The following is a 19,620-nucleotide window of genomic DNA, read 5'->3' as shown; positions in this document are numbered from 1 at the left end:
ACCTGAGGGCGACCGCCGGTCCGTCCTTTGACCTGGGGGCGACCGCCGGTCTGTCCTTTGACCTGAGGGCGACCGCCGGTCCGTCCCCTGATCTTGAGGACGGCCGCCGGTCCGTCCGTGAACTGATGCGGCCCGCCGCCGGCGGCGGGCCGATGAGGAGAGAAGACCGCATGAGCTTGCTCGATCTGGCCCCCGTGATCCCCGTCGTGGTGATCGAGGACGCCGCGACCGCCGTGCCGCTGGCCCGGGCGCTGGTCGCCGGCGGCCTGCCGGCCATCGAGGTGACCCTGCGCACCCCGGCCGCCCGCGAGGCCATCGCGCGCATCGCCGCCGAGGTGCCGGAGGCCACGGTGGGCGCGGGCACCGTACGCACCGCCGAGGACATCGCCGCGTCGGCCGCGGCCGGGGCCCGTTTCCTGGTCTCGCCGGGGACCACGCCGTCGTTGGTCGAGGCGCTGGAGGCGAGCGGGGTGCCGTACCTGCCCGGGGCGGCCACCGTGTCGGAGGTCATGGCGCTGGCCGAGCGGGGGATCAAGGAGCTGAAGTTCTTCCCCGCGGAGGCGGCGGGCGGCGTGCCGTACCTGAAGGCCCTGTCGGGGCCGCTCCCCGACGTGCGCTTCTGCCCGACCGGCGGCATCCGCGCCACGACCGCCGCCGACTACCTGGCGCTGCCGAACGTCGGCTGCGTCGGCGGCACCTGGCTCACCCCGGCCGACGCCCTGGAGGCGGGCGACTGGGCCCGCGTCGAGAAGCTCGCCGCCGAGGCCGCGGCCCTGCGCCCCTGACCCACCGGCGCCGCACGCGTACGGACCCGGCTACTGGGCCCGGCTACTGGCCCGGCTGGTCACCAGGGCACCACGCCGGCGTCGTCGAACAGGCCGCCGGTCGGCCCGTCGTCCGGCAGCGTGGCCAGCCGGATGGCGGCCGCCGCGCCCTCCCGTGCCGTCGCGGTCCCGTGGAAGGCGTTGAGGTCGGTCGCCACGTAGCCGGGGCAGGCGTTGTTGATGAGGATGCCGGTCCCGGCCAGCTCTTTGGCGTACTGGATGGTGACGGCGTTGAGCATCGTCTTCGACGGCGTGTACGCCCCGCTGATCGGCCCGAGGTCCACGCCGGGCGTGGTCTGCAGGGTCAGGGACGCGACGTGGCTGGACAGGTTGACGATGCGTGGCGCGGCCGAGCGGCGCAGCAGCGGCAGCATGGCGTTGATGACCCGGACGACGCCGATGACGTTCGTCTCCAGGGCCGCCCGTACGGTGGCGGGGTCGAGCGCGGTGGGCCGCTGCTGCGGGCCGCCCGTGACGCCGGCGTTGTTGACCAGCACGTCGAGCCGGCCGGCGCGCTCCTCCAGCAGCCGGACGGCGGCCGCCACGCTCGCGTCGTCGGTCACGTCGAGCGGAACGCCGAAGGCGTCCGCGCCGTCCGCGCGCAGTTTCGCCACGGCCTCCACCCGCCGCCGCTCGTCGCGGGCGCCGACGCCGACGCTCCATCCCAGCGCGCCGAGGCCGGCCGCGATCTCGTACCCGATTCCCTTGTTGCCGCCGGTGACCAGCGCGATCGTCTGTTCGGTCATGGCTCCGATCGTGGCCGCCGGCCGGGCGGCGGGCCAACACCGACCGGGTACGGCAGCGATACCCCACGGGTATCGATCGCCCCGGATAGCCTGGGGACGTGGAGACGCGGGAGCTGCGCTATTTCGTCGCCGTCGCCGAGGAGCTGCACTTCGGCCGGGCCGCCGAGCGCCTGGGGATCGCCCAGCCGCCGCTGTCGCGGACCGTCATGCGGCTCGAACGGCGGCTCGGGGTGAAGCTGCTGGAGCGGTCGAGCCGCAGGGTCACGCTCACTCCCGCCGGGTCGGTGCTCCTGGCCGAGGGCCGGACGATCCTCGCCGCGCTGTCGGCCGCCGAGCGCCGGGCCAGGGAGGCGGCGGCGGACGAGCCGCGCCTGATCCTCGCCACCAAGGCGGGCGCGTCCGGGGAGCTGCTGGCGAAGCTGCTCGACGCCTACGCCGCCGAGCCCGGCGCGGTCACCGTCGACCTGCTGCTGTGCGAGTCCCAGCAGCAGCAGCGCCTCCTGCGCGACGGCGAGGCCGACGCGGCGCTGCTGCACCTGCCCTTCGACTCGGTCGCGGGGTTCGACACCGAGACCCTGTGCACCGAGGGACAGGTCGCGGTCCTGCCCGCCGGGCATCCGCTGACCGTCCGGCCCCGGCTCATGACGGCGGAGGTCGCCGCGCTGCCGGGGCTGCCGCAGGCGCGCTGGCCGGGGCCGGACGGCTCCTACCCCGAGGGGCCCGGCCCCGAGGTGCGCAGCCTGACGCAGCTGCTCCAGATGGTCGCGCTCGGCCGCGCGAGCGTGATCCTGCCCGAGTCCGTCCGGGCGAACCTGCGCCCCGACCTCGCCACCGTCCCCGTGGTGGACGCGCCGCCCGTGACGACGGTGATCGCCTGGCCGCCGCACAGCCGCTCCCGGGCGCTCGCCCACCTGGTCCGCGTGGCGACCGGCCGCTGAGCCACGTCGCCGGCGAGGAGCCGGTGCTGCGGGCGGCGCCGGCCCGGAGCGTGCCGCACGTGGCGCTGATCGCCGGCCGGGCGCGCGGCATCGGAGCCAGAACGCCCGGGGAGGTGGCCGTCTCGGTCTGTGCCGAGCTCATCAAATTACGCTGACCTGGGTATTTGGAGACGCGGCCACCGGGGTAGGCCAAGAAGGGTCAAGCCGCAGTCTCGGGGAAGCCCCCTCTTGCTCGCGGAGAGCGAAGGGACATTCATGCTCACGCAAACGGCCGGCCAGGAGCCACCGCTCGCCGACGACCGCCCGGTGTCGCACCCGGGGAGCCTGGAGAGGGGGATCGACATCCTCCTCGCGCTCAGCGGGGCGCGCCAGCCGGTCAGCCTCGCGCAGCTCTGCCGCAGCACCGGCCTGCCCAAGTCCACCGCCCACCGCATACTCGGCGTGCTGTGCGGGCGGGGGCTGGCCAGGCGAGCGGGCACCGGCTACCTGCCCGGCGACCTGCTGGAGGTGCTGGCGGGCGGGCCGGAACGCGGTCCCGGCGCGCGGCGGGCGGTGCTGCCCTACCTGCTCTACCTGTACGAGACCACCCGGCAGACGGTGAACCTGGCCGTGCCCTCGGGCCTGGAGGCCCGCTACGTCGAGCGGCTGTACGGCCACGACCGGGTCGCCTCCCCCTCCGACGCCACGGACCGCGCGCCGCTGCACTGCACGGCGACCGGCAAGACGTTGCTGGCCTTCGACGCCGGGCTGCGGCAGGAGTTCCTGGCGCGGGGCGCGTTCGAACGGCTGACCGGCCGCACGATCACCACGCTGGCGGGGCTGGAGCGGGAGCTGGCCCAGGTGCGGCGGCACGGGGTGGCGTACGCGCGGGAGGAGTTCGCCGAGGGCGTGTCGTGCGTGGCCGCACCGGTCTTCGGGCCGGCGTTCGGCTCGCCGGGCGGGCGGATCCGCATGGCCGTGGGCGTGGCCGCGCCCGCGTACGGCGTGCCCCTGGGGCGGCTCGCCATCGCGGTGCGCGGGGCCGCGCAGGCGATCTCGGCGGCGCTGCTCGGCGAGCAGACGTCCCGATGACCGGAACGCCGCGGGGCCCCGCGGCCGGAAGCGTTCCACTGACCGAAACCCCGCGTTGCGGGCGGGCCGGGCGGCGCGATCACATGAGCGGCATGGACCTCCTTCCCGCTCCGGCCACCTCGGAGGCGCCCGCGGTCCGCAGGGCCAGGGCCCGCACGGCCCCGGACCCGCGGGCGCCGGTGGAACGTTCCACTGGGCGGGAGGGCGCTCGTGCCTAGGGGGCTGCCCAGGGCGGGCATGCTGCAGAGCCTGCGGCTCTCGGCCGCGCTCGTCCCGCCGTGGGCGCCGCACACGCTCCCCGGACGCGACCCGCTGCGGGCCCGTCCCCTGCTGGCCACCCTGGAGTCCCGGTACGGCGGCCGTCCCGTGTTCGTCCGCGGCCGGCGCGGCCCCGCCCTGCTGGTGCTGTCCCGGCGCGACGCGCTGCGCGTGCTGGTCGAGGAGCGCGAGGTCTACGCCGCCGGCGTCGAGGCCGGGCTGGAGGCGTGCATGCAGGAGCGTCCCTTCGGGCTGCCCGCCGACGTGCTGCGCCCGGCGTTCATCGAGATCGCCCGCGCCGAGGCCGCCGAGCTGACCAGCGGCGTGGTGGACTTCGACCGGCTCGACGCGCGCTGGCAGCGCGTGGCCCGCCGCTGCGTCTACGGCGACGGCGCGGCCGGCGACGAGGAGCTGACCCGGCTGCTGACCCGCCTCACGCGGGCCGGCCGGCGGCGCGCCAGGCGGCGCAGGGAGCTGCTGTCCGGCCGCTACGACACCCGCATCCTCGACCACCTGCGACGGGCCGAGCCGGGCAGCCTGGCCGGGCTGATCGCCGAGACCCCCGGCGAGGCCGAGTCGCGGGGGCTCATGCAGGCCGCCTACTGGCTGATGGGGCTCGGCGTCGTCTCGGCCGCGCTGATGCAGACGCTCGCGCTGCTGTCCACGCACCCGGCGCACCGCAAGGCGGCCCGCGCCGACCCCGAGCACCTGCGGGCCTGCCTGCGCGAGGCGCTGCGGCTGTGGCCGCCGGTGCCGGCGCTGTCCCGGGTGACCGCCGCCGAGACCCACTGGTACGGCGCCACCCTGCCCGCCGGCACCCCCGTGCTCGTCCCGCTGGCGGTGCACCAGCGCAGCGCGCGGCTGCCGTACGCCGACTCCTTCGCGCCGGAGATCTGGCTCAACGGCACCGCCGCCGACGAGTGGTGGGCCCGTCCCGGCTGCGACGCCATGCACCTGACGCTGGCCGTCGGCACCGCGTTCCTGGCCGCGGTGCTGCGGGAGGCCAAACCCAAGCCGATCGGGCGGCTGTTGTCCCCGCACCGCCCGATCCCCCACACCGCCGACCCCGCCCGGCTGCGCGTCCGGATGCGCCAGGCGCGCCGCAAGCCCGGCCGTTCCTGAGGCCATGCCTGCTCAGCGCCAGTGGCCTACGGAGGGCCCCTTCCTCCGTTAGAGTCTGGGGTACGAAACGGCATGCCGGGCGGAGGTTCGGTTCGGTTTGGGACGGGATGACCACGGCGAGAGGACGGCGACTTTGGGGCGCTCCGCAGGCACTCCGCTGAAGCCGGAAGACCCGCCGGCGATCGGTTCCTACGAGCTGGTCAGCCGTCTCGGCACCGGCGGCATGGGGGTCGTCTACCTCGCCAAGGCCGCCGACGGCTCCAGGGTGGCGCTCAAGGCCATCCGGCGCGACTACACCGCCGACCCGGTCTACCGGGCGCGCTTCCACGAAGAGGTGTCCAACGCGCGCAAGGTGGCCTCGTTCTGCACGGCGCGGGTGCTCGACCACGGCGAGGACCGCGGCGTGCTCTACCTCGTCACCGAGTACATCGACGGCATCTCGCTGGAGGACCACCTCATCGAGCACGGCGCGCTGTCGCCGTCGGTGCTGCACGCCGCCGCCGTCGGCGTCGCCGCCGCGCTCACCGCCATCCACGCCGCCGGGCTCGTGCACCGCGACCTCAAGCCGGCCAACGTCATGCTGACGCTGGCCGGGCCGCGGGTCATCGACTTCGGACTGGCCCGCTCGACGCACGTCAACGCCCGGCACACCAACGCCGGCATGGTCATGGGCACGCCCGGCTGGATCGCTCCCGAGCAGGTCTTCGAGGGCCGCACCAGCCCGGCGGGCGACGTGTTCGCGTGGGGGTCGCTGATCGCGTACGCGGGGCTGGGCGGGCATCCGTTCGGCGAGGGGGACGCGTACGTCATGGCGGCGCGGGCCCGTACCGCGCCGCCCGACCTGCGGGGGCTGCCCGCGCCGCTCGACCGGCTGGTGGCGGCGGCCATCCACCCCGACCCGTCACGACGGCCGACGGCGCGGCAGTTGCTGCTGGAGCTGGTGGAGGCCTCCGACGAGCCCGCCGCCCAGCTCGCGGCCACCAAGCACCTGACGAACGCCTGGAACGCCTCGGAGTTCGCCCCCCTCACCCAGCCCCCCGGCCCCCAGGGACCCGGCGGTCAGGGACACGGCGTACAGGGGCCTGGCGTGCAGGGGCCTGGCGTGCAGGGGCCTGGTCCTCAAGGGCCTGGTCCTCAGGGCCCTGGGGCGCAAGGGCCCGGCCCGCAGGGGCCCGGCGCTGTGCCGCCGGCCGAGCGCACGGGGGCGTCACCGCACGGGGTCCCGCCCGCGGAACGCACCGGGCCGACCCCTGGCATGCAGCCGCCGCCCGCCGAGCGCACCGGCCCCACCCCCGGAAGCAGCCGGGGCCCCCACGTGCCTCCCCAGGGCGCCCCGATCCCCCAGCACGCCCAGATCCCGCCGCAGGGGTCCCCGGCGCAGGGGGCGCCAGTGCAAGGAGTCCCACCGCAAGGAGCCCCGATGCAAGGGGTCCCGCCGCAGGGAGCACCGATGCAGCAGGTGCCGCCGGGGGTCTCCGCGCACCCTGCCGCGCCCGTGCCGCCGGTGCCGCCGGCTGAGCGGAGCGGGCCGGTGCCCGGCATGGTGCCGCCGCACGCCTCCGGGCAGGGGCAGGGCGGTCGGCGGGGTCCGAGGCCGCCCGCGCCCGGTCACGGCGGTCCGCCGCCGCACCCGGATCGCACCGGGCCGGTGCCGCTCGCCGACCACAGCGGCCAGATCCCGCACGCCGAACGTACGGGGCCGGTGCCGCACCTGGACCGCACGGGTCAGGTGCCGCACGGCGACCGTACCGGCCAGCTGCCGCACCCCGAAAGAACGGGACCGGTGCCGCACGCCGACCGTACGGGACCGGTGCCGCATGTCGACCACACGGGGCCCATGCCGCGGATCGACCGGACGGGGCCGGTGCCGGGAGGGATGGTGCCGCCGCATCAGACCGGGCAGATGCCGCTCCCCCGTCACCCCCGCGGCAACCAGGGGCCGCTGCCGCATCACGCGACCACCGGGCAGGGGCCGTTGCCGGGCTACCCCCAGCCCCGCAGGAAGCGGAGCATCGCCACCGGCTGCCTGACCGCGCTGGTGGTGGCGGCCGTCCTGGCGGTGCTGATCCTGGCCGCCCTCGCGTGGCTGTTCCGCGGCGGCCCGGAGGCCGGCGCCGACGGTCAGGTGCAGGACGGCAAGCTGCGCTTCTCCGTGACCGGCACGACGTGCCAGAAACCGGCGAAGGCCGCCGCGAAGCGCACCTGCCGGGTCGGCGTCCAGGTGGACAACGTGGGCCCCGACGCCCGCGTCCTCTATCCGAGCCAGCAGAAGCTGGTCGTCGAGGACGACGAGGCGCACGGCGGGGTCAGGTTGCTCGACGCCGCCGGCAAGGAGATCACCCCGATCCGGATCGAGTCGGGCGGGGCGTTCACCGGGACGCTGGTGTTCGACCTGCCGAAGAAGAGCAAGCCGGTCGGCCTGGAGGTCCACGACTCGGGCCTCAGCTCCGGCGCCCGCATCACGCTGGTCTGAGCCAACGGGATCCAGGCGGGGCTCGTCAGAAGCCTTCGGACGGGGAGACCCGGCCCTCCAGGGGGGCGCCTTCGGCGTAGCGGCGCACGTTGTCCTCGACCCGCTCGGCCAGGCCGCGCCAGTAGGCGGCGGGCGGGTTCGCGCTGTGCGGGGTGATGAGGACGTTGTCCATGGTCCAGAGCGGGTGCCCGTCGGGGAGCGGCTCGGGGTCGGTGACGTCGAGGGCGGCCCCGCCGATGCGGCCCTCGCGGAGCGCGGCCACCAGGTCGTCGGTGACGACGAGGCCGCCGCGGGCGACGTTCACCAGCCAGGCGCCTGGACGCATGAGCGCGAACTCGCGGGCCCCGAACATGCCGCGGGTGCGGGGCGTGAGCGGCGCGGCGACCACGACGTAGTCGGCCTCGGGCAGCGCCTCGCGGAAGCGGTCGCGGGGCAGGACCCGGGCCGCGCCGGGCGCGTCGCCGCGGTCGGTGACGGCAATCACCGGGCAGCCGAACGGCTCCAGCAGCCGTACGAGCGCCCGCCCGATGCCGCCGTGGCCCACCACGGCGACGGTCGAGCCGGCGAACACCGCCGAGCCCTTCGGGCTCCAGCTCGTGGCCCTGGCGTACCGGGGCAGGTCGCGGGCGGCGGCCAGCATGAGCGCGAGGGTGTGCTCGGCGACCTGGGGGCCGTACGAGCCGGTGGCGGCGGTGAAGACCGGCTCGTCGGTGATCACCCCGGCGGCGGCCATGCGCTCGACGCCCGCGCTCGGCAGTTGCACCCACCGGATCCGCTCGCCGATCATGCCGCGCAGCTCGGCGGGGTCGCCGCTGCCGTAGTAGACGAGCGCCTCGGCCTCCTCCAGCGGCACGACGCGCCCGCCGCCGCGGCGGACGGCCTCGACGAGGGCGGGCACGGGCTCGGGGCCGACGTGGACGGCGACGGTCATCGGAAAACCTCCTGGTCGTACGGGCTCAGCGGTGCACGGTCTCGCCCGAGGAGGCGAACGCGGCCAGCGCCCGGTCAAGGCCGGCCCGGTCGGGCAGCCCGGAGTTGTCGTCGGCGCACTGCACGACCAGCGCCGCGACGGCGGCCGCCTCGCGCAGGCACACCTCGTACGGTTCCCCGCGCAGCAGCCCCGACAGGAACCCGGCCGCGAACGCGTCCCCGGCGCCCACCGGATCGGTGACGGGCACGGGGAACGCCTCCTGCCGCAGCCCGGCGCAGCTCGCCGACTTGTCGCGATGCTTGATCACGGCCAGTCCTGGCAGCCCGGCCGGGTCCACACCGAGCAGCTCCAGCTCGTCCTCGCCGGCGAAGACCACGTCGGCGCGGGCCATGAGCGGGGCGACGCGCTCGCGCCACCGCTCGGGCGGGCCGAGCTTGAGCCGTACGTTCGGGTCGAAGGAGACCGTCGCGCCCGCCTCGCGGGCCAGGTCGAGCAGGCGGAGCGTGGCCGGGTGCGCCGTGTCGGACAACATCGGCGTGATGCCGGTGACGTGCACGAGCCGGGCGCCGCTCACCATCTCGGGTGTCAGCTCGCCGGGGGCGAGGCGGGAGGCGGCCGAGCCCGAGCGGTAGTAGGTGACGTCGATGGCCCTGGCCGGATGGCTGTCACGCAGCAGCAGCCCGGTGGGGGCGTCCGGGTCGACGACGGCGTGCCGGGTGTCGATGCCCTCGGCGCGCAGCATGGCCAGCACCGACCTGCCGGCCGGGTCCGCGCCGACCCGGCCGAGCCAGCGGACCTCGTGGCCGAGCCTGGCGAGCCCGGCGGCGACGTTGGACTCGGCGCCGGCGATCGAGCGGCGGAAGGAGGTGGCGCGCTCCAGGGGGATGCCGGGCTCGGCCAGCATGAGCAGCATCGCCTCGCCGCAGACCACGACGCTCACGGCTGGGCCCGCAGGGGTGACCGGTGGATCATGCGTCCCTATCGTAGTACGACATCACTTTTGCCCAATCGGGTAACGCTGTCATCCAGATCCCTCCGTCACCCGTCTACCCTGAGCAACTTCCGGGTCGGGAACGGGGCTAGAGCGCGTGAGGCGTCCATTCATCATCCTGCTGGCCGCCAACGCCCTCTCCGTCACCGGGACCATGCTGTGCGTCCTCGCCGTGCCGTGGTTCGTGCTGGAGACCACGGGCAGCGCGGCGCTCACCGGCCTCGCGGCGTTCTCGGCCACGCTGCCCGTGGTGGTCGCGGCGGCGTTCGGCGGGACGCTGGTGGACCGGCTGGGGTTCCACCGGTCGAGCATGGTGTCGGACCTGATCAGCGGGCTGGTCGTGCTGGCCGTGCCGCTGCTGGCGCAGGGCTCGGGGCTGTCGTACCCGCTGCTGCTGGCGCTGCTGTTCCTGCGCTGGCTGGCGGCCACGCCGGGCGAGACCGCGCGCAAGGCGATGCTGCCGGAGCTGGCGGCGCTGGGTCAGGTGCGGATCGAGCGGGCGGCGGCGGCCTACGACGGGGTCTACCGCGGGGCCGCGATGGTGGGCGCGCCGCTGGCCGGGGTGCTGATCGTCTGGCTCGGCACGCACGCGCTGCTCATCGTGGACGGCGTCACGTTCCTGCTGTCGGCGGCCCTGGTGGGCACGCTGCCGCGGGCCGGCGGCGCGGCGCGGCCCGGCGGCGGGGAGGGGTACCTGCGGGGGCTGCGGTCCGGGCTCGCCTTCCTGTGGCGTGACCGGCTGCAGCTCGGCGCCACCGGGATGATCGTGGTGGTGAACATGCTGGACACGGGCGTCACGCAGGTGCTGCTGGCCCTGTACGCCCGGGACGTGGCGGGCGATCCGCGCGCGTTCGGCCTGCTGGCCGGGTCGGTGGCGGCGGGCGCGCTGGCCGGGACCGTCGCCTACGCCGCCGCCGGCGACCGGCTGCCCCGGCGGCTGACGTACGGGATGGCGTTCCTGCTGGCCGGGGTGCCACGGGTGCTGGTGCTGGCGCTGGACGTGCCGTTCGCCGTTGCCGTCGGGGTGGCGCTGGCCTCGGGCTTCGCCGCGGGCGCGATCAACCCCATCCTGGGCGTGCTGCAGTACGACCGGATCCCGCCCGTGCTGCGGGCCCGGGTCATCGGGGCCATGACCGCCGCCGCCTACGCGGCCATGCCGGTGGGCGGGCTGCTGGCCGGGGCGCTGACGGAGCTGGCCGGGCTCCGCGCCGCCCTGCTCGCCTTCACCTGCGTCTACGCGCTGATCTCGCTGCCGCCGTTCGTCGGCAGGGCCTGGCGCGAGCTCGACTGATCCGGACGCGGGCCGGTCGCCGCGGCCCGCTCCAGCAGCAGTCTCTCGGTGATCGGCGACTCGTGGGTGCCGGGCACGGAGCACGCGTGCGCCCCCGCGAGGGCGCCGAGCCTGACGCACTCCTCCAGCGGCCGGCCGCGCAGCGTGCCGTACAGGAAGCCGGAGACGAACGCGTCGCCCGCGCCGTTGCTGTCGGCGACCGGCCCCGGCAGCGGCTCGGCGGGGAACGCCCGCACCTCGCCGGAGTCGCGGGTCAGCACGAGGCAGCCGTCGGCGCCACGGGTGCAGACCACGGTGTGGGCGCGGCCCCCGGCCAGGATGGCGCGCATCGCCGCGGCCGGGTCGGGCAGCGCCACGGCCGACAGGAACACCAGGTCGGAGCGGAGGGCGAAGTCCTTGTGGTAGTCGTCGGCGCCGTTCCAGTCGTGCAGGTCGGTGGAGATCGGCACCCCGTGGAGGTCGTCGTAGACGTGGCGGCAGAAGTCGGTGATGGAGACGTGCACGTGGCGGGCGCGCACGCCGGTGTAGGTCTCCTTCGGCAGGCGCTCCCCCGGCGTGGCCTTGGGGTCGAAGAAGGAGGTGCGCCGGCCGTCGGGGCCGACGAGCAGCACGCTCCTGCGGGTGCCTGCCTCGGCATGGCCGTAGGAGCAGGCGAGGTCGCGCAGCGCGTGCCGGATCAGCGCGCCCTGTGGGTCGTCGCCGATCAGGTCGGCGAAGGCGACGTCGAGGCCGAGGGCGTGGCAGCCGAGCGCGACGCCCGCCCCGGTGTTGCCGATGCGGTCGACGACCGGCGGGACCTGGTAGGTGTCGCGGTAGGGAAGCGGCAGCTCGGGGACGTACACGGTGGTGTCGACACCGGCGCCGCCCAGGACGAGGACGTCGCGCGTCATCGGTTGACCAGCGGTCCCGAGCCGGTGGAGCCGCGCACGACCAGCTCGGGCTGGTAGATCAGCTCGACGTGCTTGGCGGGCGCGCCGTTGACCTCCTCCAGCAGCGTCTGCACCGCCGCCGAGGCCATCGCTCCTATCGGTTTGCGCACCGTCGTCAGCGGCGGGTCGGTGAACGCGATGAGCGGCGAGTCGTCGAACCCGACCACCGACACCTCGCCGGGCACCGCGAGGCCCTTCTCCCTGCAGGCGCGGATCGCGCCCAGCGCCATGAGGTCGCTGGCGCACACGATGCCGGTGCAGCCGCGCGCCAGCAGCTGGGTGGCCGCCGCCTGGCCGCCCTCCACCGAGAACAGCGAGTGCGCTATCAGGTCGTCGACGTCGGCCGCGCCGAGGAGCTGGGCCATCGTCTGCTTGAATCCCTCGATCTTCCTGATGACCGGCACGAACCTGCGCGGGCCGAGCGCCAGCCCGATGCGCTCGTGCCCGAGGTCGACCAGGTGCTGCACGGACAGCCGGACCGCCATGCGGTCGTCGGGCGAGATGAAGGGCGCGTCGATGTGCTCGCTGTAGCCGTCGACCAGCACGATCGGCAGGCCGCGGTCGGTGAGGCGGGTGTAGCGGTCCATCCTGGCGGTGGTGTCGGCGTGCAGCCCGGAGACGAACACGATGCCGCTCACCCCGCGGTCGACCAGCAGCTCGGTGAACTCGTCCTCGGGCGCGCCGCCGGGGAGCTGGGTGCACAGCACCGGCGTGTAGCCGTGCTGGGTCAGCGCCTTCTCGATGGCCTGCGCGAACGCCGGGAAGATCGGGTTGTCCAGCTCGGGCGTCACCAGGCCGACCAGCCCGTTGCTGCGCTGGCGCAGGCGGGGCGGGCGTTCGTAGCCCATGAGGTCGAGCGCGGTCATGACCGACTGGCGGGTGGTCGCGGAGACCCCTGGCTTGCCGTTGAGCACCCGGCTGACGGTGGCCTCGCTCACCCCGGCCTGGGCGGCGATGTCGGCAAGGCGAGCGTGACCATTCATGTGAGCTACTTTACTTTCCACCCTGCCGCCGAATCCGCTGCTCCGGGGCACCCGAGGCGGGCACGAGCCGGCCTCCCCCCTGCGTCCCGACCATGAAAGCCGTTTCTGCAACTTTACGCAAGTCCTTTGCAGGCATCGGCAATCCGGAAATATCAGTCTTCGGACGCCCAAAACTCCCGACCGAAACGGCGCGGAGGGAGATTCTTTATGTCAAGGGTGGACATCTAGCGTTAAGGCGCGATGTACTACCTCATCAATCCGTCTCGTCACAGGTGACACGCGCGCAAGGTGCAGGCCCATGAGCTCGGTCGTTCTCGACAGCGTGACCAAGGTGTATCCGGGCGACTACCTGGCCGTCGACCGGCTGAACTTACGGGCTGAAGACGGTGAGTTCCTCGTCCTGCTGGGCCCTTCGGGCTGCGGCAAGTCGACGTTGTTACGGATGATCGCCGGCCTGGAAGGCATCACCGAAGGTGAGCTGTGGCTGGACGGCGAGCTCGCCAACCACCTGCCGCCGCGCGACCGCGACGTCGCCATGGTCTTCCAGAACGGCGCCCTCTACCCGCACCGTACCGTGCGCGGCAACATCGCCTTCCCCCTGGAGATCGCCAAGTCCGACCCGGCCCTCGTGCGCGAGCGCGTGACCGAGCTGTCGAAGGTGCTGCACATCGACGAGACGCTGGACCGCCGCCCCGGCACCCTGTCCGGCGGCCAGCGGCAGCGCGTGGCGATGGGCCGGGCGATCGTCCGGCAGCCGAAGTTGTTCCTCATGGACGAGCCCCTGTCCAACCTGGACGCGGGCATGCGCACCGAGCTGCGCATGGAGATCTCGGCGCTGGTCAGGTCGCTCGGCGTCACCACCATCTACGTGACCCACGACCAGGTGGAGGCCCTGACGCTGGCCGACCGCATCGCGATACTCAATCGCGGTGTCCTGCAGGACGTCGGCACTCCGGCCCAGATTTACAACGATCCAGCCACCGCCTTCGTGGCGGCCTTCCTCAACTCCCAGCAGTTGAACCTGTTGGCGGCCACTGTCAGGACGCCGCAGAACCAGTACGTCCTGCTCGACTTCGGCCCGCACCGGCTCACCATGCCCTGGAGCGATCCCAGGGCGTACGCCATCTCGCAGCACACTGGCGGGCACGTCCTGGTCGGCATGCGGCCCGACGGGCTCGCGCCGGTGCCGGAGTCGTACGAGGGGCCGTCGTTCTTCGGGCGGGTGCGGACGCTGGAGTATCACGGGCACGAGTGGCTGGCGTACCTGGAGTGCGGCATGCCCGCCGTGCCGGTGCCCGAGCCGCCGGACCCCAGGCAGCGGCGGGCCCACGGCGCCAAGAACGGCTCCGGCGGGCTGTCGGGCCTGATGCGCCGCATGTTCGCTCCCGTGCAGGAGGCGGAGCCGCAGGAGCAGGAGCGCGTGGGAGCCGCGGGCAGCGGCATCCACCGCCGCGCGGACCTCATCGTCCGCCTCGGCAACCGGCCGGTCTGGCGCGCGGGCGACGCCGCCAAGGTCGCGGTGGACCTCTCCCGCATCATGATCTTCAAGCCGGACGGCGCCCGCATCGACCCACCCCGCCGCTGAGCCCAGGGAGTCAGGAACTCCGGATCGGCCTGTCCCGCCGCCGACGCCGCCGGATCAAATACTCTGGCGGGGGCCGTCGGGGTCAGGCCCGACGGCGCCCGGATCGGCCTGTCCCGCCGCCGACGCCGCCTGGTCAGAGGCTCCAGCGGGGGCCGTCCGGGGTGTCCTCGATCTGCACGCCGCCGGCTCGCATCGCATCCCGCAGCGCGTCGGCGACGTCGTAGCTGCCCTGGCGGCGCAGCGCGACGCGGAGGGCGAGCAGCGACTCGACCAGGTGGCCGAGGCCCGTCGAGCGGCGGCCGGCGTCGGCGGCCAGCTCGCCGAGGCGGGCGATGAGCAGCCGCATCAGCTCGCGCGCCTGGTCGACGCCGCCGGCGTCCTCCTCGGTGTCGGCGGCCCACTTGACGATCTCGGCCTCCAGGTCGAGGACCGCCTGCGCGGCCGCCACGAGGTCGGGCTCCGCCTCCGCCGCGCGGAAGCGCTCCTCCCCGGCGCGGATCGTCTCCTCCAGCGTCACCTCGGCGGGCGCGGCGGCCCGCTCCGCCGGAGGCGGTGGCAGCGGGGCGCCGCCCGCACCGGAGGCCAGCCGGCGGAGCCCGGCGAGGTCGGTGCGGGTGCCCGCCGGCAGCACCGCCGCCGACCCCGGCAGGCGCACGGTGAGCCCGCCCCGCCCGGCGACGCGCACGCTCTCGCTCTCCAGGTCGATGACGAGCGCGGTGTGCTCGTCGATGCCGAGCACTGCGGTGCCCTCGGGCAGCTCGCGTTCCATCCGCGACAGCCGCCGCTCGCCGAGGTAGCAGTAGCGGGTGTCGTGGGTGCCGCCCTCGGCGTTGTCGAAGTGCGGGATGAGGACGGCCTGCAGCCCGAGCGGCTCCAGCAGGTCGATGCCCTCGCGCCAGTGGGGCTCGGCGCCCACCTTGTAGATCTCGTAGACGGGGACGGTGGCCAGGCCCGCCGTGCAGGCCGCCGCCGAGGCGAGCACGGTCACGCCCTGCCGGGCGCGCACCCGTGCCCGCAGGTCGCCGGCCACGCCGGACTCGGCCCAGCGCTCCAGCGCGTACGTCGGGCTCCCCGGCCCCGAGAACACCCAGTCGGCCCCCGCGATGCCCGTCCCCACCTCGACCTGGAGCCCCACACTGTGGGCGAAGTAGCGGCGGGCGCGGGCGGAGATGTCCGCGCGGTTCTCCTGGAAGGCGTAGGGCGTGTCGAGCAGCACCGCCCGCGCCCCGGGCCGCAGCTCCCGCGTGGCGGCGCGGTGGACCTCGACCATGGTCGGGCTCGTCTCGCCCGACCCCATCAGCACCAGCACACCTGGCATGGTTGTTCGGCCCCTCTCTGTCGCACGCCCTTCGACTACAGCCGGGCTCGCCGCGCGGTTCAAGAGCGAACGCCACCTGCGCGCTGCCCGTAGTTGCGCATGGATTGCAGTAAGTTGGTGGCGATGACGGCAGGACACGTGGTCTCGGTTGAGACGCTCATGCTACGCGTGGGCACCGACAATCGCTGGTCGTACCGGCACGCCACGACCAGCCCGCGCCCCGGCGAGACCCCCGACGAGGCGGCGCGGCGGCTGGCCGGGGTGCGCGGCGACGACCCCGGCGTGGTGCTGCACTCCACGAGCTGGCGCTACGAGCCGGACGGCCGGGTCGTGCTCACGTACGCGGTGTGCCCCGATCCCGCCCCCTGGCTGCCCGCCGAACGGGCGCCCGTCCTGGAGATCGCCCGGGGCGGCGCGCCCGCGACGCCGTCGCCGGAGCGCCTCGCGCTGGCCAACGTGGTCGCGCACGCCATCAGGCACCTGGCCTTCCTCGTCGCCGAGGACCCGGTGGTGGCCCGGGCGCTGGCCCGCCATCCGCGCGTCGTACCGGCTCTATCCGGCCCGCCCGCCGGAGCCGCCGCCCCTGAGCCCGCCGCCACCGGCGCCTGAGACGGCCCGCGCGACGCGGCGGCCCCACGCCTGGCCGGGCCGTTCGACGAAGTGGTAGGCGAGGGCGCTCGCCCCCAGCACCAGCGCCAGGGCGAGCGCCGCCATCGCCGCCTGCCACACCGGCTCGGCCTCCCTCAGATCGCCCGAGATCGTCGTGAAGTACTTCAGCAGCGGGTGGTGGACCAGGTAGAGCGAGTAGCTGACCAGGCCCAGCCAGACGAGCGCCCGGGGCAGCCGCCGCCCGCGCAGCGCCATCCCGGCCGCGAACGTGCCGCCCGCCAGCGCGATCGTGGTCAGCCAGACGTCGGCCTGCACCCACCACCAGCCGGTCTCGATCGCCCGCAGCGGCGCCAGCCCGACCAGCGCCGTCGTCACCGCCAGCGGCCAGAGCGGGCCGGCGCCCTCCTCCCAGCGGCGGATCGTGGTGCCCGCGAACATGACCGCCACCACGGCCACGCCGAGCCACGGGATGCGGCTGCTCAGCACCAGCGCGGCCAGCGCGGTCACGCCCAGCACGCAGGCCGCCGCCGTGCGGGCCCTTCCCCACAGCACGCACGCCAGCCCGGCCGCGAACACGGCGGCCGTGACGTACGCGGGCCAGCCGCCACGCAGCAGGGGCCCGCCGATCAGCAGGCCCACGGCCACGGCCCCCAGGCCGAACACCATCGTGAGCGTCCCGCTCCCCCGGTGCGCGCCGACCAGGAACAACGCGGTGACCACGAGGTAGAACACCATCTCGTACGACAGCGTCCACATGGTGTCGGCCACCCCGCCCACCCCGACCACGTCGAGCAACATCGTGGCGTGGGCCGCCACCGCGCTCCCGTCGCGCGGCACCTCGGCGCGCACCGGCACCCACCAGGCGAGCGCCAGCACGAGCACGGTCACCGCCAGGTAGAGCGGGTAGAGGCGGAAGAACCGGCTGATCCAGAAGGCCCGCACGTCGCCGTGCCGCTCCAGCGACGTGGGGATGATGTAGCCGCTGACCAGGAAGAACACGAGGATGCCGTAGACGCCGAGACTGAACCAGTAGGGGCGCAGGCCCGGCAGGAACCACGGCAGCAGGTGCTCGGCCACCACGGCCATCGCCCCGATGCCGCGCAGGGCGTCGAGCCAGGCCAGCCGGGCGCCGGGGCCCGCCGGGCCGCCCGAGCTGCCGGGGTCGCTGGGCACGAGCGGAGCGGTGGCTGCGGACACCCGCACCAACTTACCCGTACGGCGGACGGTGATGCCGCCCGCTCTTCTCACTCGCTCCGGTGCCCGGTGAGCGAGGCGTGGTGGTCGGCGCCGTCCGGGCCGTAGGGGTCGGTGTGGACGGTCGCGGCCCGCAGGCGGGGCAGCTCGTGGATGAGGCGGTGCTCGGCCTCGACCGCCACCGCGTGCGCGTCCACGACCGACATGTCATGGGCGACCAGGATCTCCACCTCGGCGTGCAGGGCGTGGCCGATCCAGCGCAGCCGTACCGAGCCGACCCGCCGCACGCCGGGCACCCCGGCGATGATGCCTTCCGCCGCGTCCACGAGCGCGGGGTCCACGGCGTCCATGAGGCGGTGGTAGATCTCGCGGGCCGCGTCGCGCAGGACGAAGCAGATGGCGACGGTGATGAGCAGGCCGACGACGGGGTCGGCGACCGGGAAGCCGAGCGCGGCGCCGCCCGCGCCGAGCAGCACGGCGAGCGAGGTGAAGCCGTCGGTCCTGGCGTGCAGGCCGTCGGCGACCAGGGCCGCCGAGCCGATCTCCCTGCCGACCCTGATCCGGTAGCGGGCCACCCACTCGTTGCCGAGGAAGCCGACCACCGCGGCGCCGGCCACCCAGCCGACGGCGCGGATGTCCTGGGGGTGGAGCAGGCGCTGGACGGCCTCGTACCCGGCGAGGGCGGCGGAGACGGCGATGATCGCGACGATGACGATGCCCGCCAGGTCCTCGGCCCGGCCGTAGCCGTAGGTGAAGCGGCGGGTGGCGGCGCGGCGGCCGACCGAGAACGCGATGGCCAGCGGGACGGCGGTGAGGGCGTCGGCCAGGTTGTGCAGGGTGTCGCCGAGCAGCGCCACCGAGCCCGACGCCACGACGATGACCGCCTGGACGGCCGCGGTGACCATCAGCACGGCGAAGGAGACGGCGAGGACCCGCATGCCGCGACTGCTGGACTCCAGGGCGGTGTCGGTCTTGTCGGCGCTGTCGTGACTGTGCGGCGTCACGACGTGCGCGATGCTCCTCGCCAGCCTCCTCAGCCCGTGTCCATGCCCATGACCGTGCCCGTGACCGTGACCGTGGTCATGGCCGGAGTTCGGCTGGTGAGCCATGGCATCCCTCGCTCGCGCAGGTCGTCACTGGGCACCAGGATAGGCACCCGGCCCCGCCGAGGCTCACCAGCCGATCCTGCCCTTGCCCGACACCAGCGCGCGGGCGATCACCAGCCGCTGCACGTCGTTGGTGCCCTCGCCGATCGCCATCAGCGGCGCGTCCCGGTAGAGCCGCTCGACCACGAACTCCTGCGAATAGCCGTAGCCGCCGTGGATGCGCATCGACTCCAGCGACGCCTTCAGAGCCACCTCGGAGGCGAAGTACTTCGCCATCCCGGCCTCCATGTCCACCCGCTTGCCGCTGTCGGCCTGGGACGCGGCCCAGTACGTCAGCAGCCGCGCCGCCTGGATCTCGGTGGCCAGGTCGGCGAGCTTGAGCTGGATCGCCTGGAAGTCGGCGATGGGCTGCCCGAACGCGGTGCGCTCCCGCGCGTAGCCGAGCGCGGCGTCGTACGCGGCCTGCGCGACGCCGACGGCGCGGGCGGCGATGTTGACCCGGCCGATCTCCAGCCCGCCGAGCACCTGCTGCATGCCGCGCCCCTCGACGCCGCCGAGCAGGGCGGAGACCGGCACCCGTACCTCGTCCAGCACGACCTCGCAGGTCTCGGTGCCCTTGTAGCCGAGTTTGGGCAGGTCGCGGCTGACGCTGAAGCCGGGCGACGACGGGTCCACGAGCAGCACCGACATGCCCTTGTGGGCGGGTTCGGTGATCGAGGTCTTGACGAGGACGGGCAGCGGGTCGGCGTGGCGGGCGTTGGTGATCCAGGTCTTGGTGCCGGTCACCACGTAGTGGTCGCCGTCGCGGACCGCGCGGGTCTGGATGCCCTGCAGGTCGGTGCCGGCGCCGGGCTCGGTGAGGGCGATCGCGGTGCGCCGGGCGCCGGTGGCGAGGTCCTTGAGGTAGAGCCGCCGCTGCTCCTCGGTGCCGTGCCGGTTGATCATCCAGCAGGCGAGCGAGTGGGAGCCGATGGTGCCGGCCACGCCCATCCAGCCGCGCGCGATCTCCTCGAAGACCAGCGCGAACGACACCATGTCCGCGCCCATGCCGCCGTACTCCTCGGGCACGGACAGGCCGAACAGGCCCATCTGCTTCATCTTGTCGATGATCTCGGCCGGGTATCTGCCGGAGTGCTCCCACTCCACGGCCACCGGCACGATCTCCTTGTCCACGAACGCGCGCAGGGTCTCCCGGAACGCCTTCTGCTCGTCGGTCAGCTCGAAATCCATGTGCCTCGTCCCCGGTCCGCT

17 protein-coding genes are annotated in these 19,620 nt (G+C 74.5%); 8 read left to right on the top strand and 9 right to left on the bottom strand.

The window, feature by feature from the left end; all coding sequences use genetic code 11:
- Nucleotides 1-170 precede the first annotated feature (170 nt).
- Nucleotides 171-785: a bifunctional 4-hydroxy-2-oxoglutarate aldolase/2-dehydro-3-deoxy-phosphogluconate aldolase gene (gene eda / locus ACBR40_RS02105; protein ID WP_371247151.1), complete on the top strand. Its 615-nt coding sequence runs from the start codon at nucleotides 171-173 to the stop codon at nucleotides 783-785.
- Between the two features lie 59 nt (nucleotides 786-844).
- Here eda and ACBR40_RS02100 read toward each other — a convergent pair whose 3' ends face one another.
- Nucleotides 845-1,570 carry an SDR family NAD(P)-dependent oxidoreductase gene (locus ACBR40_RS02100; protein ID WP_371247150.1) on the bottom strand — a complete coding sequence of 242 codons (726 nt, stop codon included), beginning with the start codon at nucleotides 1,568-1,570 and terminating at the stop codon, nucleotides 845-847.
- 98 nt (nucleotides 1,571-1,668) lie between these two features.
- Here ACBR40_RS02100 and ACBR40_RS02095 point away from each other — a divergent pair, with 98 nt between their 5' ends.
- The 4 genes from ACBR40_RS02095 to ACBR40_RS02080 all read left to right on the top strand — a co-directional run bounded on the left by ACBR40_RS02095 (nucleotide 1,669) and on the right by ACBR40_RS02080 (nucleotide 7,432).
- Nucleotides 1,669-2,508: a LysR family transcriptional regulator gene (locus tag ACBR40_RS02095; protein ID WP_371247149.1), complete on the top strand. Its 840-nt coding sequence runs from the start codon at nucleotides 1,669-1,671 to the stop codon at nucleotides 2,506-2,508.
- 255 nt (nucleotides 2,509-2,763) lie between these two features.
- Nucleotides 2,764-3,579, top strand: a complete 816-nt coding sequence (locus ACBR40_RS02090) for an IclR family transcriptional regulator (protein WP_371247148.1) — start codon at nucleotides 2,764-2,766, stop codon at nucleotides 3,577-3,579.
- Between the two features lie 210 nt (nucleotides 3,580-3,789).
- Entirely contained in the window at nucleotides 3,790-4,959 is a 1,170-nt protein-coding gene (locus ACBR40_RS02085) for a cytochrome P450 (protein ID WP_344215093.1), read from the top strand.
- A 133-nt stretch (nucleotides 4,960-5,092) separates the two neighbouring features.
- On the top strand, nucleotides 5,093-7,432 hold the full coding sequence (locus ACBR40_RS02080) for a protein kinase (protein WP_371247147.1): 2,340 nt from the start codon (nucleotides 5,093-5,095) through the stop codon (nucleotides 7,430-7,432).
- Between the two features lie 25 nt (nucleotides 7,433-7,457).
- Here ACBR40_RS02080 and ACBR40_RS02075 read toward each other — a convergent pair whose 3' ends face one another.
- Both ACBR40_RS02075 and ACBR40_RS02070 read right to left on the bottom strand, forming a co-directional pair.
- Nucleotides 7,458-8,363 (bottom strand): D-isomer specific 2-hydroxyacid dehydrogenase family protein, encoded by a 906-nt coding sequence (locus ACBR40_RS02075; protein WP_344215097.1) that lies wholly within the window; start codon nucleotides 8,361-8,363, stop codon nucleotides 7,458-7,460.
- A 25-nt stretch (nucleotides 8,364-8,388) separates the two neighbouring features.
- Nucleotides 8,389-9,303, bottom strand: a complete 915-nt coding sequence (locus ACBR40_RS02070; protein ID WP_344215099.1) for a sugar kinase — start codon at nucleotides 9,301-9,303, stop codon at nucleotides 8,389-8,391.
- A 148-nt stretch (nucleotides 9,304-9,451) separates the two neighbouring features.
- Here ACBR40_RS02070 and ACBR40_RS02065 point away from each other — a divergent pair, with 148 nt between their 5' ends.
- Complete coding sequence (locus tag ACBR40_RS02065) at nucleotides 9,452-10,645, top strand: MFS transporter (protein ID WP_344215101.1); 1,194 nt, start codon at nucleotides 9,452-9,454, stop codon at nucleotides 10,643-10,645.
- Here ACBR40_RS02065 and ACBR40_RS02060 read toward each other — a convergent pair.
- Together ACBR40_RS02060 and ACBR40_RS02055 are read right to left on the bottom strand one after the other, a co-directional pair.
- Nucleotides 10,588-11,535, bottom strand: coding sequence for a carbohydrate kinase family protein (locus ACBR40_RS02060; protein ID WP_371247146.1), 948 nt, complete (start codon nucleotides 11,533-11,535; stop codon nucleotides 10,588-10,590). The genes ACBR40_RS02065 and ACBR40_RS02060 overlap by 58 nt on opposite strands.
- On the bottom strand, nucleotides 11,532-12,557 hold the full coding sequence (locus tag ACBR40_RS02055; protein WP_371247145.1) for a LacI family DNA-binding transcriptional regulator: 1,026 nt from the start codon (nucleotides 12,555-12,557) through the stop codon (nucleotides 11,532-11,534). The genes ACBR40_RS02060 and ACBR40_RS02055 overlap by 4 nt, the downstream gene beginning before the upstream one ends.
- A gap of 298 nt (nucleotides 12,558-12,855) precedes the next feature.
- Between ACBR40_RS02055 and ACBR40_RS02050 the strand changes: the two genes are divergently transcribed.
- Nucleotides 12,856-14,142, top strand: coding sequence for an ABC transporter ATP-binding protein (locus ACBR40_RS02050; protein ID WP_371247144.1), 1,287 nt, complete (start codon nucleotides 12,856-12,858; stop codon nucleotides 14,140-14,142).
- Between the two features lie 133 nt (nucleotides 14,143-14,275).
- Here the strand turns inward: ACBR40_RS02050 and ACBR40_RS02045 are convergent, their stop codons facing one another.
- The gene (locus tag ACBR40_RS02045) at nucleotides 14,276-15,460 is read right to left on the bottom strand and encodes a hypothetical protein (RefSeq protein WP_344215110.1); all 1,185 of its coding nucleotides are present in this window, start codon (nucleotides 15,458-15,460) and stop codon (nucleotides 14,276-14,278) included.
- Nucleotides 15,461-15,583: 123 nt separating this feature from the next.
- On the opposite strand from ACBR40_RS02045, the gene ACBR40_RS02040 reads away from it, so the two are divergent.
- Entirely contained in the window at nucleotides 15,584-16,069 is a 486-nt protein-coding gene (locus ACBR40_RS02040; RefSeq protein WP_371247143.1) for a hypothetical protein, read from the top strand.
- On the opposite strand, the gene ACBR40_RS02035 is transcribed toward ACBR40_RS02040, so the two are convergent.
- From ACBR40_RS02035 to ACBR40_RS02025, 3 genes are all read right to left on the bottom strand, one after another.
- The gene (locus ACBR40_RS02035) at nucleotides 16,013-17,266 is read right to left on the bottom strand and encodes an acyltransferase family protein (protein WP_371247142.1); all 1,254 of its coding nucleotides are present in this window, start codon (nucleotides 17,264-17,266) and stop codon (nucleotides 16,013-16,015) included. The two genes, ACBR40_RS02040 and ACBR40_RS02035, sit on opposite strands and share 57 nt — an antisense overlap.
- A gap of 47 nt (nucleotides 17,267-17,313) precedes the next feature.
- Nucleotides 17,314-18,267 (bottom strand): cation diffusion facilitator family transporter, encoded by a 954-nt coding sequence (locus tag ACBR40_RS02030; RefSeq protein WP_344215116.1) that lies wholly within the window; start codon nucleotides 18,265-18,267, stop codon nucleotides 17,314-17,316.
- Nucleotides 18,268-18,435: 168 nt separating this feature from the next.
- Complete coding sequence (locus tag ACBR40_RS02025) at nucleotides 18,436-19,599, bottom strand: acyl-CoA dehydrogenase family protein (protein ID WP_344215121.1); 1,164 nt, start codon at nucleotides 19,597-19,599, stop codon at nucleotides 18,436-18,438.
- Nucleotides 19,600-19,620: the final 21 nt, after the last annotated feature.

It is taken from the genome of Nonomuraea sp. AD125B, assembly GCF_041402765.1.
In the GTDB taxonomy this organism is placed as follows: Bacteria; Actinomycetota; Actinomycetes; order Streptosporangiales; family Streptosporangiaceae; genus Nonomuraea; species Nonomuraea bangladeshensis.
This window is presented reverse-complemented; position numbering and strand designations above follow the sequence as displayed.

What these genes read in the sequence shown, in the direction of transcription:
- eda (WP_371247151.1), top strand. Translation starts at nt 171, where the DNA reads ATGAGCTTGCTCGATCTGGCCCCCGTGATCCCCGTCGTGGTGATCGAG.
- ACBR40_RS02100 (WP_371247150.1), bottom strand. Translation starts at nt 1,570, where the DNA reads ATGACCGAACAGACGATCGCGCTGGTCACCGGCGGCAACAAGGGAATC.
- ACBR40_RS02090 (WP_371247148.1), top strand. Translation starts at nt 2,764, where the DNA reads ATGCTCACGCAAACGGCCGGCCAGGAGCCACCGCTCGCCGACGACCGC.
- ACBR40_RS02075 (WP_344215097.1), bottom strand. Translation starts at nt 8,363, where the DNA reads ATGACCGTCGCCGTCCACGTCGGCCCCGAGCCCGTGCCCGCCCTCGTC.
- ACBR40_RS02060 (WP_371247146.1), bottom strand. Translation starts at nt 11,535, where the DNA reads ATGACGCGCGACGTCCTCGTCCTGGGCGGCGCCGGTGTCGACACCACC.
- ACBR40_RS02055 (WP_371247145.1), bottom strand. Translation starts at nt 12,557, where the DNA reads ATGAATGGTCACGCTCGCCTTGCCGACATCGCCGCCCAGGCCGGGGTG.
- ACBR40_RS02050 (WP_371247144.1), top strand. Translation starts at nt 12,856, where the DNA reads ATGAGCTCGGTCGTTCTCGACAGCGTGACCAAGGTGTATCCGGGCGAC.
- ACBR40_RS02045 (WP_344215110.1), bottom strand. Translation starts at nt 15,460, where the DNA reads ATGCCAGGTGTGCTGGTGCTGATGGGGTCGGGCGAGACGAGCCCGACC.
- ACBR40_RS02040 (WP_371247143.1), top strand. Translation starts at nt 15,584, where the DNA reads ATGACGGCAGGACACGTGGTCTCGGTTGAGACGCTCATGCTACGCGTG.
- ACBR40_RS02025 (WP_344215121.1), bottom strand. Translation starts at nt 19,599, where the DNA reads ATGGATTTCGAGCTGACCGACGAGCAGAAGGCGTTCCGGGAGACCCTG.